The organism is Saccharothrix sp. DSM 118769 (assembly GCF_052936295.1).
The window spans coordinates 312,570-327,238 of sequence record NZ_CP193627.1; the positions used below are offsets into that span (position 1 = coordinate 312,570).

13 protein-coding genes and 1 tRNA gene are annotated in these 14,669 nt (G+C 73.1%); 9 read left to right on the forward strand and 5 right to left on the reverse strand.

Going from position 1 to position 14,669, the window contains the following annotated elements:
• From ACRAKJ_RS01555 to ACRAKJ_RS01575, 5 genes are all read left to right on the forward strand, one after another.
• Positions 1-579, forward strand: a complete 579-nt coding sequence (locus ACRAKJ_RS01555) for a hypothetical protein (RefSeq protein WP_438922306.1) — start codon at positions 1-3, stop codon at positions 577-579.
• A 128-nt stretch (positions 580-707) separates the two neighbouring features.
• Positions 708-3,476: a type I DNA topoisomerase gene (gene topA / locus ACRAKJ_RS01560; RefSeq protein WP_438922305.1), complete on the forward strand. Its 2,769-nt coding sequence runs from the start codon at positions 708-710 to the stop codon at positions 3,474-3,476.
• Between the two features lie 23 nt (positions 3,477-3,499).
• Complete coding sequence (locus ACRAKJ_RS01565; RefSeq protein ID WP_438922304.1) at positions 3,500-3,886, forward strand: hypothetical protein; 387 nt, start codon at positions 3,500-3,502, stop codon at positions 3,884-3,886.
• An 84-nt stretch (positions 3,887-3,970) separates the two neighbouring features.
• Complete coding sequence (locus ACRAKJ_RS01570; RefSeq protein ID WP_438922303.1) at positions 3,971-6,001, forward strand: MFS transporter; 2,031 nt, start codon at positions 3,971-3,973, stop codon at positions 5,999-6,001.
• A gap of 20 nt (positions 6,002-6,021) precedes the next feature.
• Positions 6,022-7,221, forward strand: coding sequence for a DNA polymerase III subunit delta' (locus ACRAKJ_RS01575; protein WP_438922302.1), 1,200 nt, complete (start codon positions 6,022-6,024; stop codon positions 7,219-7,221).
• On the opposite strand, the gene ACRAKJ_RS01580 is transcribed toward ACRAKJ_RS01575, so the two are convergent.
• Together ACRAKJ_RS01580 and ACRAKJ_RS01585 are read right to left on the reverse strand one after the other, a co-directional pair.
• The gene (locus tag ACRAKJ_RS01580; protein ID WP_438922301.1) at positions 7,199-7,576 is read right to left on the reverse strand and encodes a hypothetical protein; all 378 of its coding nucleotides are present in this window, start codon (positions 7,574-7,576) and stop codon (positions 7,199-7,201) included. The two genes, ACRAKJ_RS01575 and ACRAKJ_RS01580, sit on opposite strands and share 23 nt — an antisense overlap.
• Before the next feature lie 160 nt (positions 7,577-7,736).
• On the reverse strand, positions 7,737-9,308 hold the full coding sequence (locus tag ACRAKJ_RS01585; RefSeq protein ID WP_438922300.1) for a hypothetical protein: 1,572 nt from the start codon (positions 9,306-9,308) through the stop codon (positions 7,737-7,739).
• Positions 9,309-9,424: 116 nt separating this feature from the next.
• Here ACRAKJ_RS01585 and ACRAKJ_RS01590 point away from each other — a divergent pair.
• Positions 9,425-9,498: transfer RNA gene (locus ACRAKJ_RS01590), tRNA-Thr, on the forward strand.
• A 133-nt stretch (positions 9,499-9,631) separates the two neighbouring features.
• A complete protein-coding gene (locus ACRAKJ_RS01595) occupies positions 9,632-9,826 on the forward strand; it encodes a hypothetical protein (RefSeq protein WP_438922299.1) in 195 nt (64 codons plus the stop codon).
• On the opposite strand, the gene ACRAKJ_RS01600 is transcribed toward ACRAKJ_RS01595, so the two are convergent.
• Both ACRAKJ_RS01600 and ACRAKJ_RS01605 read right to left on the reverse strand, forming a co-directional pair.
• Positions 9,813-10,760: a TIGR03617 family F420-dependent LLM class oxidoreductase gene (locus tag ACRAKJ_RS01600; RefSeq protein WP_438922298.1), complete on the reverse strand. Its 948-nt coding sequence runs from the start codon at positions 10,758-10,760 to the stop codon at positions 9,813-9,815. The two genes, ACRAKJ_RS01595 and ACRAKJ_RS01600, sit on opposite strands and share 14 nt — an antisense overlap.
• A gap of 43 nt (positions 10,761-10,803) precedes the next feature.
• Positions 10,804-11,256, reverse strand: coding sequence for a DUF4442 domain-containing protein (locus tag ACRAKJ_RS01605; protein WP_438922297.1), 453 nt, complete (start codon positions 11,254-11,256; stop codon positions 10,804-10,806).
• A gap of 128 nt (positions 11,257-11,384) precedes the next feature.
• Between ACRAKJ_RS01605 and ACRAKJ_RS01610 the strand changes: the two genes are divergently transcribed.
• Entirely contained in the window at positions 11,385-11,927 is a 543-nt protein-coding gene (locus ACRAKJ_RS01610) for a MarR family transcriptional regulator (protein WP_438922296.1), read from the forward strand.
• Positions 11,927-13,621 (forward strand): DHA2 family efflux MFS transporter permease subunit, encoded by a 1,695-nt coding sequence (locus tag ACRAKJ_RS01615; protein ID WP_438922295.1) that lies wholly within the window; start codon positions 11,927-11,929, stop codon positions 13,619-13,621. Before ACRAKJ_RS01610 ends, ACRAKJ_RS01615 begins: the two co-directional genes overlap by 1 nt.
• Before the next feature lie 111 nt (positions 13,622-13,732).
• On the opposite strand, the gene ACRAKJ_RS01620 is transcribed toward ACRAKJ_RS01615, so the two are convergent.
• Entirely contained in the window at positions 13,733-14,236 is a 504-nt protein-coding gene (locus ACRAKJ_RS01620) for an inorganic diphosphatase (RefSeq protein ID WP_309110360.1), read from the reverse strand.
• Positions 14,237-14,669 lie beyond the last annotated feature (433 nt).

Sequence of the window (14,669 nt, forward strand, 5' to 3'; positions counted from 1 at the left end):
GTGGGGCAACTGTCCTTCTTCTCGGCCGAGGCCCGGCAGCCTTGCGTCGGTGACCTGGCGGGCCTGCTGTGCGGGCCCGGCCAGGCGCTGGGCTTCGCGCGGGGACGGGCCGCCCGGGTGTCGGTCGAGGTGGACGGCCCGGAGCGCGGGGCCGCCGTGGTGGCCGCCCTCGGGGAGCGCGGGGTGCAGGCCCGGGTCGAGGACGTCGAGGGGTCGTGGCAGGTCACGACGGCTTTCCGCACCGACCTGACGGGGCTGGCGGGGCAGTGGCTCGACGACGGCGGCAAGGTGGTGCCGGGCGGGTTCGCGCTGGACGGCGGGGTGCTGCGGCTGTGGGCGCTCGCGGCCGGGCGGTGGGTCGAGCCCGGGTACTGGCTGGGGCTGGACCCCAGGGCGCCCGACACGCACGAGGTGTTGCGAAAAGCGTTGGCCACGTCGGGCCTGCCCTCGACACTCTTGACGGGCAAGGCGGGCGGCCCGGCGTTGCGCGTCGTCGGCCGCAGGCGGCTCGAACGGCTCGCGGAGCTGGTCGGACGTGCGCCGAGCGGGGTGGCGGAGCGCACCTGGCCGGCCGCGTAGCGCCTCCTGTTGGCGGAGGATCGGGCACAGTTGTGTCACCCTGTCCGTGACCAGGGCTGCCCCGGCGGCGACAAAGGACAGTGCACACTGGCGGGTCGGGACACAGTGTTCGAAGAGAGCGGGACGGCGTGGCTGGATCGACACGGGCGAAGAAGGCAAGCGGGGGAGCGGCGGACGGCAATCGGCGGTTGGTGATCGTCGAGTCGCCCGCGAAGGCGCGCAAGATCGCGTCCTACCTCGGCAGCGGCTTCGTCGTGGAGTCGTCCAAGGGGCACATCCGGGACCTCCCCCGGGGCGCCGCCGACGTGCCCGCCAAGTTCAAGGGCCAGCCGTGGGCGCGGCTGGGCGTGGACGTGGATCACGACTTCGAGCCGCTCTACGTCGTCACGCCGGACAAGAGGTCCACCGTCGCGGAGCTGAAAGAGCTGCTCAAGGACGTCGACGAGCTCTACCTGGCGACGGACGGCGACCGCGAGGGCGAGGCCATCGCCTGGCACCTGCTGGACACCCTCAAGCCCAAGGTCCCGGTCCGCCGGATGGTGTTCCACGAGATCACCGAGCCCGCGATCCTGGCCGCCGCCGCCAACCCCCGCGACCTGGACCAGGACCTGGTCGACGCGCAGGAGACCCGCCGCATCCTCGACCGGCTGTACGGCTACGAGGTCAGCCCGGTGCTGTGGAAGAAGGTCATGCCGAAGCTCTCGGCGGGCCGCGTGCAGTCCGTGGCGACCCGGATCGTGGTCGAGCGGGAGCGCGAGCGGATGAAGTTCGTGACCGCGAGCTACTGGGACGTGTCCGCGACCATGGACGCGGGTGCCGACGCCGCGCCGCGCGCGTTCTCGTCGCGGCTGGTCGCGGTGGACGGGACGCGGCTCGCGGTCGGCCGCGACTTCGGTTCCGACGGCCGGCTCAAGGCCGGTTCCGACGTCCGGGTGCTCGACGAGGCGCAGGCCCGCGCCATCGCGAACGGCCTGGTCAACGCGTCGATGACGGTCTCCTCGGTCGAGGAGAAGCCGTACACGCGCAAGCCGTACGCGCCGTTCATGACCTCGACGCTCCAGCAGGAGGCCGGGCGCAAGCTGCGGTTCTCCGCGGACCGGACCATGCGCACGGCGCAGAAGCTGTACGAGAACGGCTACATCACCTACATGCGCACCGACAGCACGACGCTGTCGGAGACCGCCATCTCGGCGGCGCGGGCCCAGGCGACCGAGCTGTACGGGTCGCAGTACGTGGCGAGCGCGCCCCGGCAGTACACCCGCAAGGTCAAGAACGCGCAGGAGGCCCACGAGGCCATCCGTCCCGCCGGCGAGGTGTTCCGGACGCCGGGCCAGGTCGCGCGGGAGCTGGAGTCCGACGAGTTCAAGCTCTACGAGCTGATCTGGCAGCGGACCATCGCCTCGCAGATGGCCGACGCGCGCGGCAACACGACGTCCGTGCGGATCACCGGCCGGACCGCCGGCGGCGAGGCCGTCACGTTCGCCTCGTCGGGCCGCACGATCACGTTCGCGGGCTTCCTCAAGGCGTACGTGGAGACGGTCGACTCGGAGGCGGGCGGCGAGTCCGACGACGCCGAGTCGCGCCTCCCGCAGCTGGTCAAGGACCAGGTCGTGCAGGCGGCCGAGCTGTCCGCGGACGGGCACTCGACGTCGCCGCCGCCGCGCTTCACCGAGGCGTCGCTGATCAAGACGATGGAGGAGCTGGGGATCGGGCGGCCCTCGACGTACGCCTCGATCATCAGCACCGTGCAGGACCGCGGGTACGTGTGGAAGAAGGGCTCGGCGCTCGTGCCCTCGTGGGTGGCGTTCGCCGTGGTCGGGCTGCTGGAGCAGCACTTCGGCCGGCTGGTCGACTACGACTTCACGGCCGCGCTGGAGGACGAGCTGGACGGCATCGCCGCTGGCCGGCAGGAGCGCACGACCTGGCTGTCCGGGTTCTACTTCGGCGGCAACGTCGGGCCGGAGTCGTCGGTGGGCCGCTCCGGCGGGCTGAAGAAGCTCGTCGGGTCGAGCGTCGAGGAGATCGACGCCCGCGAGGTCAACTCGATCCCGCTGTTCCCGGACGACGAGGGCCGGACCGTGGTGGTCCGGGTCGGCCGGTACGGGCCGTACCTGGAGCGCGAGGTCCCCGACCCGTCCGGCGAGCTCACGGCGCAGCGCGCGAACCTGCCCGACGACCTGCCGCCGGACGAGCTGAACCGGGAGATCGCCGAGAAGCTGTTCTCGACCCCGCAGGAGGGTCGCTCGCTGGGCACGGACCCGGTCACCGGGCACGAGGTCGTGGCCAAGGAGGGCCGCTTCGGGCCGTACGTGACCGAGGTGCTGCCGGAGCCGCCGGACGGCAAGAAGTCGCCCAAGCCGCGCACGGGCTCGCTGTTCAAGTCCATGTCGCTGGACTCGGTGACGCTGGACGACGCGCTGCGGCTGCTGTCGCTGCCTCGGGTGGTCGGCAAGGACCCGGAGACGGGCGCGGAGATCACCGCGCAGAACGGCCGCTACGGCCCGTACCTGAAGAAGGGCACCGACTCGCGGTCGCTGACCGACGAGGAGCAGCTGTTCACGGTGACCCTGGACGAGGCGCTGAAGATCTACGCCGAGCCCAAGAAGCGGGGCCGGGCCGCCGCCGCGCCGCCGCTGAAGGAGCTGGGCGCCGACCCGGTGTCCGGCAAGCCGATGGTGGTCAAGGAGGGCCGGTTCGGCCCGTACGTGACCGACGGCGAGACCAACGCGTCGCTGCGCAAGTCCGACAGCGTGGAGGGCCTGTCCGACGAGCGGGCCTCCGAGCTGCTGGCCGAGAAGCGCGCCAAGGGACCCACGACGAAGAAGAAGGCGCCCGCCCGGAAGGCCCCGGCGAAGAAGGCGCCCGCGAAGAAGGCTCCCGCGAAGGCGAAGGGCTGACGAAGCCCTGGTGAGGGGTGGCGGTGGACGGCTTCGGCACGGGGTTCGGACCCGACGGCACGCAGGAGCCGCCGCCACCCCCGCTGTTCGCCGACCCCCTGGCGGGGCTGGTGACCGGCGAGGCGGCGCACCGGTCGGCGGCTGTGACGCCGGTCGCCGTGCCACCGCCGGTGGTGGTGCCCCCGGTGGCCGTGCCGCCGGCGCCGCGCCGGGCGCGCCGGGCGCCGGTCCCGAACGGGCCCCAGCCCGTGGTGCACCCGCCGTTCACGGGCCTGCCGCAGGTCACGAGCGGTGCGCCGCGCAACGGCCGGGCGCTGGCCGGCTGCCTGGTGGTGCTCGCCGTGCTCGGTGCGCTGCTGTTCCCGGTGCTGCGTGAGATCATCGAGGCCGTGGTCGACCTGCTGAGATGATCTCGCTTCGGTCACCCGAACGGTGGATGTGGTCATCCGGGTGAACCGCCCCGGCTAACCTGGTGGCCTGCAACAACGGCGGGGGTGAGCACCATCCGAGAAGGCGGCACAGCGGCCTCGACCAGCCACCGGATTCGCAGCGTGTTGGCGATCCGGCCGTTCCGCAGGCTCTGGGGTGTCACCTACCTGTGCAGCGTCGGTGACTGGCTGTCGCTCCTGGCGTTGACGGGCCTGGTCACGAAGCTGATGGACAGCTACCAGTGGCAGAACTTCTCGCTCAGCCTCGTGGTGCTCACGCAGCTGCTGCCGGGCATCCTGTTCGCCCCGCTGGGCGGCGTCCTGGCGGACCGGTTCGACCGGCGCAAGATCATGGTGGTGTGCGACCTGCTCCGCGGCGGGCTGTTCATCTCGATCGCGCTGGTCGGCACGGCGTGGTGGCTGTTCATCGCGAACTTCCTGGTCGGCTGCTGCGCGATGCTGTGGATCCCCGCCAAGGACTCGGCGGTGCCGAACCTGCTGCGCAGGCCGGACCAGGTGGAGACGGCCAACCAGCTCGGCCTGGTGATGACCTACGGCATCGCGGTCATCTCCGGCGCGGGCCTGTACTCGATCATCTCCGGCATCCCCGGCTACCTGCACGTGCAGAACAGCGACCTGGACTTCCGGATCGCGACCATCGCGGTCATGGTCAACGGCGCGCTGTACGTGACCTCGGCGATCCTGGTGGCGACCCGCATCCCGGAGCTGTCCGGCCGGATCGCGACGGCGAACAAGCGCAAGCGCGAGCAGGGCGAGGCGCCCGGGTTCTTCGCCATGATGAGCGACGGCATGAAGTACGCCGGTCGCACGCCGCTGGTCCGCGGCCTGGTCATCGGCATGATCGGCGCGTTCGCGGCGGCCGGCGCGGTGATCGGCACGGCGAAGACGTACTCGAACTCCCTGCTGGGCGGCGACTCGACGTTCGGCCTGCTGTTCGTGGCCGTGTTCGCGGGTCTCGCGGTCGGCATGGCGACGGCGCCCCGGATGGCGCGGCGGCTGTCCTACGGGCGGCTGTTCGGCGTCACCATCGTGGTCGCCGGGCTGAGCCTGGTGGTGGTCGCGTTCGCGCCGCACCTGTGGGTCGCCCTGATCGCGGTGGCGTTCGTCGGCGCGTCGGCGGGCATGGCCTTCCTCACCGGCCTGACGATCGTCGGCTCGCAGGTCGAGGACGCGATGCGCGGCCGGGTCGTGGCGCTGGTGCAGACGCTGCTGAAGGTGGTGCTGTTCGCGTCGTCCGCGACGGCCCCGCTGCTGGTCACGCTGGTGCAGACGCGCACGGTCACGGTCTTCGACCACCCGATGCAGGTGGACGGGACGCGGCCGGTGCTGTTCGGCGCCGGCCTGCTGGCCGCCCTGCTCGGGCTGATCGCCTACCGGCAGATGGACGACCGGCGCGCCGAACCGATCCTGTCCGACCTGATGGCGGCCCTGCGCGGGCGCGGGCGGCGCAAGGGCGGCGTCCTGATCGCCGTCGAGGGCTACACCCGGCAGGACACGGCGGCGCAGGCGCGGCGGCTGGCCGACGCGCTGCGCGACAGCGGCCGGCAGGTGCTGCTGGCCTCCGACCCGGACCTCGACGAGCAGCGGCTGCGCAACCTGCTGTCCACCGCCGACCTCGCCGGGGTGCGGGCGCACGCCCTGGTCGCCGCGGCGGTGCGGGCGGACGTGGTGGAGCGCGAGGTGCGGCCCGCGCTGGACGAGGGCGCGATCGTCGTCATGGAGCGGTACGTGGACAGCCCGCTGGCGCACTTCAGCGCGGCGGGCAGCGTCGAGCCCCGGGAGATCGAGGGCCTGGTCGACTGGGCCACCGGGCGGCTGCGGCCGGACGTGACGGTGCTGCTGGACCGCACGCCCGCCGAGGGGCGCGCGACGGGCGGCGCGCTGGAGACCGTCGAGCACCACTGGCGGGTGCAGCGGCTGCTCACCGAGATGGCGTCCGCCGACCCCGAGCGGTACCTGGTGGTCGACGGCGACGGCACCGAGGACGAGGTGGCCGAGCGGGTGTCGTCGGCGCTGCTGCCGCTGCTGTCGCGGCGGGCCGGGATGGTCTCGCGGCCGGTGGCGGAAACGTCGTAGCGGATCGGTACGGTCGGCCCGTGAGCGGTGGTGTCTGGACCGGGGTGGTCGGTCAGCCCGAGGCGGTGGCCGTGCTGTCGGCGGCGGCGGAGGCGGCGGCCTCGATCGTGGCGGGCGGCACGCCCGCGCCGGGCGCGATGACGCACGCCTGGCTGTTCACCGGGCCGCCCGGGTCGGGCCACGTGTCGGCGGCGCGGGCGTTCGCGGCGGCGCTCCAGTGCTCGGCGGTCGACGACCGGCCGGGCTGCGGCACGTGCGCCGGGTGCCACACCGCGCTCGCCGGGACGCACGCCGACGTGCGGGTCGTCGCCCCCGAGGGCCTGTCGATCTCGGTGGCCGAGATGCGGTCGCTGGTGCAGGTGTCCGCGCGGCGGCCCACGTCCGGCCGCTGGCAGGCGGTGATCGTCGCCGACGCCGACCGGTTGACCGAGGGCGCGGCGAACGCGCTGCTCAAGTCGGTGGAGGAGCCGCCGGAGCGCACGGTGTTCCTGCTCTGCGCGCCGTCGGACCACCCGGACGACGTGTCGGTGACCATCCGGTCCCGGTGCCGCGTCGTGTCCCTGGGCACGCCCCGGACGGCGGCCATCGCGTCGGCGCTGGAGGCCGAGGGCGTGGCGGCGGACGTGGCGTCGTGGGCGGCGTCGGTGTGCGGCGGGAACGTGGTCCGGGCGCGGCGGCTGGCGACCGAGGGGTCGGTGCGGGAGCGGCGCGAGTCGGTGCTGCGCATCCCGCTGGCGCTGCGGCGCCCCGCGGACGTCTTCACGTGCGCCGACCAGCTCGTGTCGGCGGCCGAGGCGGACGCGCTGACCGCGAACGAGGACCGCGACGTGGCCGAGCGGGAGGCGCTGGAGACGGCGATGGGCGCGGGCGGCACCGGCAAGGGCACCGCGGCGGCCGGCCGGGGCGCCAAGGGCGCGCTGAAGGACCTGGAGAAGCGCCAGAAGTCGCGGGCCACCCGGACGCAGCGCGACTCGCTGGACCAGGCCCTGGTCGACCTGGCCTCCTTCTACCGGGACGTGCTGGTCACCGCGTCGGGCGCGGAGGCGGTGCTCAACCACCCCGACCGGGTGGCCGACGTGCGGACGGCCGCGTCGTCGTGGACGCCCGAGTCGACCCTGCGCCGGCTGGAGGCCGTGCTGGGCTGCCGCACCGCGCTGGAGCGCAACGTGAAGCCGAGGATCGCCGTGGAGGCGATGCTCACGACCCTCCAGCGGGGCTGACGGGCAGGCCCGCCGAGCGGACCGCGGCGGTGACGGCCGCCGTCGCGCGGTGCAGGACGGCGACCGAGCCCTCGGACAGCCGCACCCGCTCCGGCACGGCGAAGCGCAGGGACACGGAGTGCGCCCCGCGGTGGTCGATCGAGAGCAGCATCGACAGGTCGCCGCCCGCGTCCGTGCGCAGGTCGTACTCGAAGGTGACGTCCGAGTCGGTCTCGTCCTCGCGGTAGGCGCTGGCCGCCACGGCCCAGCCGGCGGCGGTCAGCTCGTCCCACGCGGTCTGGAACGCGGTCGCGTAGATCGCCTGGAGCGGCTCGGGGCCGTCGGTCGAGACCAGCGTCAGGTCGGGCACGGTCATCGGGCGCCTCCTCGGGGTGGTGCGGTTCCCCCGACGGTGTGCTTCTCGGCTGGTTCCGCGTCCCGTTACAAAAGGCTGTTCCCGGTGCTGCCCGAATTGTTCTCGCGTCTTTCCGCCCCGCCGGGGGCCGGCGGGGCGGTGTGTGGCGTGCCTGCGGCGACTACCGCTCCGGGCGCCTCGGCCGGCGGTGCGGCAGGGCGGCGACCAGCACGACGCCGAGCATCAGCAGGGCGGTGCCGGTCCAGAAGATCGGGACCGTCTTGTACGCCGCGCTCGTGTAGGCCAGCTGCGGCGCGCCCGGTGGCGGCGCGGCCCCGCCGCCACCCGGCTGCGCGGGCGGGGCCGGCGGGGCCGCGCACACCACGCCGCCGGTCGGGGCGGCCGCGCGCACGATCTGCTCGCCCAGGGACACCTGCGCCAACGCCGAAGGCAGGTTCGGCAGACCGAGCGCGTCGGTCGGGAGCAGCTGGAGGTCGAGCAGGCGCGCGGTCGCCCCGAGCATGTACCCCTTCACGGTGGGGCCGCCCTGCTGGAGCGGTCCGTCCAGGACCTGCCCCCGCTGGTTGAGCTGGGCGACCTGGAGCCGCAGGACGCCGATGTCGAGCCCGGGCAGCGCACCGGTCAGGTCGCCGACCAGGGGGAGCTGCTGACCGCCGGCGACGCTGATCGGCACGTCGAGCTTCGGGTTGGCCGCGTCGATCGTGCCCAGCTCCCGGCCGCCCTGGCTGACCCTGAGCACGGGCGCGGTGTACTCGACCTTCGAGGTGGCCTCGTCGCCGGTGGACAGCGCGGTCAGCGTGGGCCGGGCCACGACGTCGACCCGGATCTCGGCGGGCGTGCCCTGGAGCAGCCGCAGGCTCGCGACCTGGAGGGTGGACGTCGACCTGACGGCCTTGTTCGCGCTGCCGGGGAGGTCCACGACCTCGACGGTGGAGCGGGCGGCCATCGTCTCGGGGAGGCTCAGCAGGGAACCGGTGGCCCCGGTGTCGGGCGTGCCGGAGAGCAGCCCGCCGAGCCGGCTCAGCGGGCCGGCGAGGCCCTTCACGGCGTCGATCAGCGACTGCTTCGCGGCGGCGTCGAGCTTCGGCGTGTCCTGGGTGAGCATCCCGGTCAGGTCGGTGGAGCCGGGCAGCGTCGGGATGGCGTTGAGCACGCTCAGGCTCGCCACCGAGGTCCGCGCGTCCGCCAGCGGGCTCACGCACGGGCCCACCCGCTCGTCCCAGCGGGCGTGCGCCGAGCCGTCGAGCAGGCCCACCCGGAGCAGCGCGTCCAGCGGTGTGGCGGGTGGCGTGAGACCGCCCGTGACGGGCTCGGCGTTGTCGGGCGACGCGGTCTGCACGAGCGTGCCGGGGGTCTGCGGCGCCCGGCCCTGCACGGCGAAGCCGAGCGGCGACGCCTGCGCCACCGACCGCTCGTAGCTCAGGAACGCCTCGCTGTTGGCCTGCGCGCTCGCCAGCCCCACGCCGATCTCGGCGGCCGACTGCCGGGGCAGCTGCTCGCCGAAGCCGGGCAGGGGCGAGCCGGTCGTCGCCGAGTCCGGCGCGAGCCGCACCACGGCCAGCCCGGTGCCCGCGTCGCCGACCGCGTGGGTGACCTGCTCCGGGCCGGTGGACACCGGCGGCTGGGCCGGGTCCGCCGGTCCCGGCACGGGCGTGGTCGCCGGCTGCGCGGACGCGGGGGAGGCGAGGAGCGCGACCAGGACGGCGGCGGCGGGCAGGGCCATCAGGCGCATGTGGGTGGTACCTCCCGGTGACGGCGGGGCGCGCGCGTGAGCGGCGTCACGACAGGTCCAACGACCGACCCCCCATCAGGTGACGCCCCCGGTGTGGGCTATAGTTGTCGCGTCTCGCCGCCTTAGCTCAGTCGGCCAGAGCAGCTCACTCGTAATGAGCAGGTCGTCGGTTCGATTCCGACAGGCGGCTCGCGAGATCAGGAGGCCCCGGACCCCGGTCCGGGGCCTTCGTCGTGCGTGGGCGCTGCTCCATCAGGGTGACGTTTTCGCCGCCGGCGTCAGCTGTGGGTGAGGGTGTCGTTGCCACCGTGGAGGTGATGCCGATGGGTGAGATGGTCCTGATGACGCTCCTCGCGCTGCCGCTCGTGCTGCTCGCGGCACGCGTGGGGCGGCGGCGGTGGGTGCGGCGGTCGGTCCGGCGGCGCGCGGAGCTGTTCCGGCCCGAGCTGTTCCGGCCCGAGCTGTTCCGGCACCGGGTGCTCGACGAGCCGAGCGGGCGTCGCCTCATCCGGTCCTGAGGACGGGGGCGGCCACCCGGGTGACCACGTCGCCGTAGCGGCGGGTCAGCTCGGCGCGCGCCTCGGCGGGCGTGCCGACGACGGCGAAGGCGTGCAGGACCTCGTCGGTGACGAGGCCGGCCATGTCGTCCCAGCGGGAGCGGCGGGACAGGCGGTGCAGCTCCTCGTGCAGGTCGCCCCAGCCGTGCAGGTCGAGGACCTTGCGGTACGCCGGGGTCGAGCCGTAGAACGCGATCTGCCGCCTCACCGCCCGCACCTCCTCGTCCGTGCGGGCGACCAGCGACGGTCCGCTGACGCCCAGGCCCGCGAGCGGCTTGCCCGCCCGCGCCCGACCGCGCGCGAGGGCCGGGAGCGTCACCTCGCGGAAGTACCGCTCGGTGGTGAAGCTGTGGCACAGGAAGCCGTCGGCCACCTCGCCCGCCACCTCGGTCATCAGCGTGCCGACGCCCGCCAGCCAGACGGGCGGCGCGCCGTGCGGGTTGGGGCCCGGGTCGAAGAACGGCGTCATGAGCGTGTGCGCGTAGAACTCGCCGCGGAACCGCAGGCGCTCGCCGGTGGCCCAGGTGTGCCAGATCGCCCGGACCGCCAGCACGAACTCCCGCATCCGCGCCGCCGGGTGCGACCACGGCATGCCGAACCGCTTGGTGACGTGCGGCTCGACCTGCGAGCCCAGGCCCAGCTGGAAGCGACCGCCGGAGAGCAGCTGGAGGTCGTTCGCCTGCACGGCCACGGTCATCGGGTTGCGCGCGAACGCCACCGCGACGGCCGTGCCGAGGTCCAGGTCCACGGTGCCCGCCACGCGGGAGAGCGCGACGAACGGGTCGTGCTTGGTCTCGGCGACCCAGAACCCGTCGCAGCCGCTCGCCGCGGTCTCCCGCGCGGCGTCCAGGACGGTGCGCGGGTCGGGTTCGGTCTCCAGGCGGTCGACCTTCATGCCGGGCACGGTAGCCGCCGCGCGGGACGCGGCCCCGGACCGCCTACCGGTGCGGGCGCAGGGTCCACACCACGGTCACCTCGGCGGTCGTGACGCCCTCGGCGTTGGTGACCGTCACCTCGACCGGGAACTCCGGCCGCGTGCCCGACTCCAGCTCGGCCACCACCTCCGCCGCCGGGCGGCCCAGGACGGCCTCGGCGCGCAGGGGGCCCAGCGCGAGCTTGCGGTAGGCGATCTCGGACCGCGCGACCAGCGGTGTGGCCCTGTCGACGTACCGCGCGAACGCGGCCATGACGACCGCGCCGGACGCGGTCTCCGCGACGCCGAAGATCATCGCCGCGTGCGGGCCGCCGACGTGGTTGCGCAGGTCCTCGCGGTCGGGCAGCTCGGCGACCACGCGGTCGCCGGAGACCTCCGGGAACTCCACGCCCATCGTCCCGACCCACGGCACGGCCTGCTTCATCGCCGCGGCGACGAACGAGTGGTCAGTGTCCATGGGCGGGATATTACCGGTCGGTAACCCCTGAGACGCGGCTCACCGGTATTTCGTTTGCGCAGACCGCGGACGAGGTCCATGCTTGTACTCAGCAACTAGTTGGTTGGTGCAAGCAAACGGAGTGTGCGATGTCCCTGCCCGTCGGTGACGGCACGCCGGTCGGCGACGCGGTCGTGGGAGCGGCCGAGGACGACCTCGCCGTCGCGGACCGGGTGGGCACGGCGCTGGTGCGCATGAACAAGATGCACGCCTGCGTCGCCGCGCACATGAGCAAGTCGGGCCTGGACAAGGCCTCGTTCGTCCTGCTCGCCACCCTTGAACGGCTCGGCCCCGCGCGGTCGAGCGCGTTGGCCGAGGCGGTCTTCTCCGACCCGTCCACGGTCAGCCGCCAGGTGGCGACCCTGGTCAAGGAGGGGCTGGTCGAGCGCCGCGCGGACCCCGAGGACGGCCGCGCCAGCGTGCTGGCCGTGACCGGTGCGGGCGCGCGCCTGGTGGACGAACGCCGACGGCAGCGCAACGAGGCGCTGGCCGGGCTGTTCGCGGACTGGGGGCCGGACGACCGGCTCCGGTTCATCGAGTACTTCGAGCGCTTCGTGGGGGACTACGAGAAGGCGCTGCCGCGATTCATCGCTGAGAGCGGACCCGGGCCGCGCTCAGAAGAGGAGAAGTGATGTCGGAAACGACAACCCGAGCGGACGCGACGCCACCCGGCGCCGCCCTGCTCACCCACCGGCAGATCCTGACGATCCTGTCGGGCCTGCTGCTCGGGCTGTTCCTGTCCGCGCTCGACCAGATGATCGTGGCCACGGCCATGAAGACCATCGCGGACGAGCTGCACGGCCAGACGCTCCAGGCGTGGGCGACGACCGCCTACCTGATCACCGCCACGATCTCCACGCCGCTGTACGGCAAGCTGTCCGACATCTACGGGCGCAAGCCGATGTACCTGACCGCGATCTCGCTGTTCCTGCTGGGCTCGCTGCTGTCCGGCATCGCGAACTCGATGTACGAGCTGGCCGCGTTCCGCGCGGTGCAGGGCCTCGGCGCCGGCGGCCTGATGTCGCTGGCCATGGCGATCCTCGCGGACATCACCTCACCGCGCGACCGCAGCCGCTACAGCGGCTACTTCATGGCCGTGTTCGGCGTCTCCAGCGTCGCGGGCCCGGTCGTCGGCGGCCTGTTCGCCGGCATGGAGAGCTTCCTCGGCACGGCCGGGTGGCGCTGGGTGTTCCTGATCAACGTGCCGATCGCGCTCGTCGCGCTGGTCGTCGTGGCGAAGGTGCTGAACATCCCGCACCAGCGGGTCGACCACCGCATCGACTTCCTCGGCGCCGCGCTGCTGACCGTCGGCCTGGTGCCGCTGCTGATCGTGGCCGAGCAGGGCCGCGAGTGGGGCTGGGCCTCGGGCACCTCGATCGCGCTCTACGCCGTCGGCGTGCTCGGCCTGGTCGGGTTCGTGTGGGCCCAGCGCCGGATGGGCGACGAGGCGCTGCTGCCGCTGCGCCTGTTCGAGCGCCGGACGTTCTCGCTGGGCAACGTGATCAACTTCCTGCTCGGCCTGGGCATGTTCGGCGGCATGGTGTCGCTGCCGCTGTACCTCCAGATCGTGCAGGGTTACTCGGCCACCGAGTCCGGCCTGATGATGCTGCCGCTGACGCTCGGCATCATGTCGGCGGCGGGCACGAGCGGCAACATCACCGCGCGGACCGGCCGCTACAAGGTCTTCCCGGTCATCGGCTTCGGCGTGATGACGGCGGCGCTGTTCGCGTTCAGCTTCGTCGGCACCGACACGGCGATGTACGTGCCGCTGGTCCTGATGTTCTTCCTGGGCGTCGGCCTCGGCCTGAACATGCAGACCCTGCTGGTGGCGATCCAGAACGACGCCGAGCCGCGCGACATGGGCGTGGCGACCTCGTCGGCCACGTTCTTCCGGCAGATCGGCGGCACGGTCGGCACCGCGGTGTTCCTGTCGATCCTGTTCAGCACGGTCGGCGACAAGATCGGGAATGCGCTGCGCGCGGCGTCGGGGCAGCCCGACTTCCAGGCGGCGCTGGCGCGGCCGGAGAACCAGGCGTTCGCGGGCGCGCTGCAGAGCGGCCAGGGCTTCGACCTGGACAACACCGAGTTCCTGTCGACCCTCGACCCGGTGCTGGCGCGGCCGTTCCTGGACGGCTTCTCCGGCTCGATCGACCTGGTGTTCCTGGTCGGCTCGGTGGTGACGCTGGTCGGCTTCGCGATCGTGTGGTTCCTGCGCGAGGTGCCGCTGTCCAACCGGTCCGGCCTGGAGCGGGTCAAGGACGAGAACGACGAGAACGCCGCGGACGGCGAGGCCGCCGAACGCCCCGCGCCGGTCGCGACGCACTGACGCGGACGTCGGTCCCGGTGCACTGACGACCCCGGTCCCGGTGCACTCGACCGGGTGAAACAGGAGAGGCCCACTCCCGCGCGGGGTGGGCCTCTCCTCGTCGTCAGCGGATCAGTGGTCCTCACCGCGGGCGACCGCGTCCTTGAGGCGCTGGTAGGAGCGGACGATCTCCGCCTCGGCCTCGGTGCGGCCCACCCACGTGGCGCCCTCGACGCTCTTGCCCGGCTCCAGGTCCTTGTAGACCTCGAAGAAGTGCTGGATCTCCAGCCGGTAGAACTCGCTGAGGTGGTGGATGTCGCGCAGGTGCTCCGAGCGCGGGTCCTCCGCCGGGACGCAGAGCAGCTTGTCGTCGCCGCCCTTCTCGTCCGTCATCCGGAACATGCCGATGGCGCGGGCGCGGATCAGGCAGCCCGGGAACGTCGGCTCCTGGACCAGGACCAGCGCGTCGAGCGGGTCGCCGTCCTCACCCAGGGTGTCGTCGACGAACCCGTAGTCCGCCGGGTACTGAGTGGCCGTGAAGAGGGTGCGGTCCAGCCGGATGCGCCCCGTCTTGTGGTCCATCTCGTACTTGTTGCGGACCCCCTTGGGGATCTCGATCGTGACGTCGAACTCCACTGCGCGGTCCTCGCTCGTCTTCGCCGTTCGTTACGCCACTAGTGTGGACTACGACGTCTCGTCAACCCCTTGCACGGGGTGTGACGTTGCCCGTACTCGACTGCGGAGGACTGCGTGCCCGACGAGCCATCGTGGCCGACCGTTGACGGCGACGACGTGCCGCGCGAGCCGCCGACGGTGCAGGTCAGACGCCCTGACCCGCCCACCATGCGCATCCCGGTGCCCGTGCCGCCGACGTCGGCGCCGGTCCCGCCGAGGCCCGCCCCGGCCCCGCCGGGGCACCCGCGCGAGCGGCCGACCGAGATCAAGTCGGAACCTGGACCGGTTCCTGAACCGATCACGGAACGTGAAGAAAACGCACCTTCCGCCCCGCCGGCCCGGTCCGGTCCGGCGCCCGCCGCGTCGTCCGCCCCGCCCTCCGCCGCGTCGCCCG

Excerpts from the sequence above, each read along its gene's own strand:
- ACRAKJ_RS01580 (WP_438922301.1), bottom strand. The coding sequence starts at position 7,576 with ATGACCGTGCCCGACCTGACGCTGGTCTCGACCGACGGCCCCGAGCCG.
- ACRAKJ_RS01585 (WP_438922300.1), bottom strand. The coding sequence starts at position 9,308 with ATGCGCCTGATGGCCCTGCCCGCCGCCGCCGTCCTGGTCGCGCTCCTC.
- ACRAKJ_RS01595 (WP_438922299.1), top strand. The coding sequence starts at position 9,632 with ATGGGTGAGATGGTCCTGATGACGCTCCTCGCGCTGCCGCTCGTGCTG.
- ACRAKJ_RS01600 (WP_438922298.1), bottom strand. The coding sequence starts at position 10,760 with ATGAAGGTCGACCGCCTGGAGACCGAACCCGACCCGCGCACCGTCCTG.
- ACRAKJ_RS01605 (WP_438922297.1), bottom strand. The coding sequence starts at position 11,256 with ATGGACACTGACCACTCGTTCGTCGCCGCGGCGATGAAGCAGGCCGTG.
- ACRAKJ_RS01610 (WP_438922296.1), top strand. The coding sequence starts at position 11,385 with ATGTCCCTGCCCGTCGGTGACGGCACGCCGGTCGGCGACGCGGTCGTG.
- ACRAKJ_RS01615 (WP_438922295.1), top strand. The coding sequence starts at position 11,927 with ATGTCGGAAACGACAACCCGAGCGGACGCGACGCCACCCGGCGCCGCC.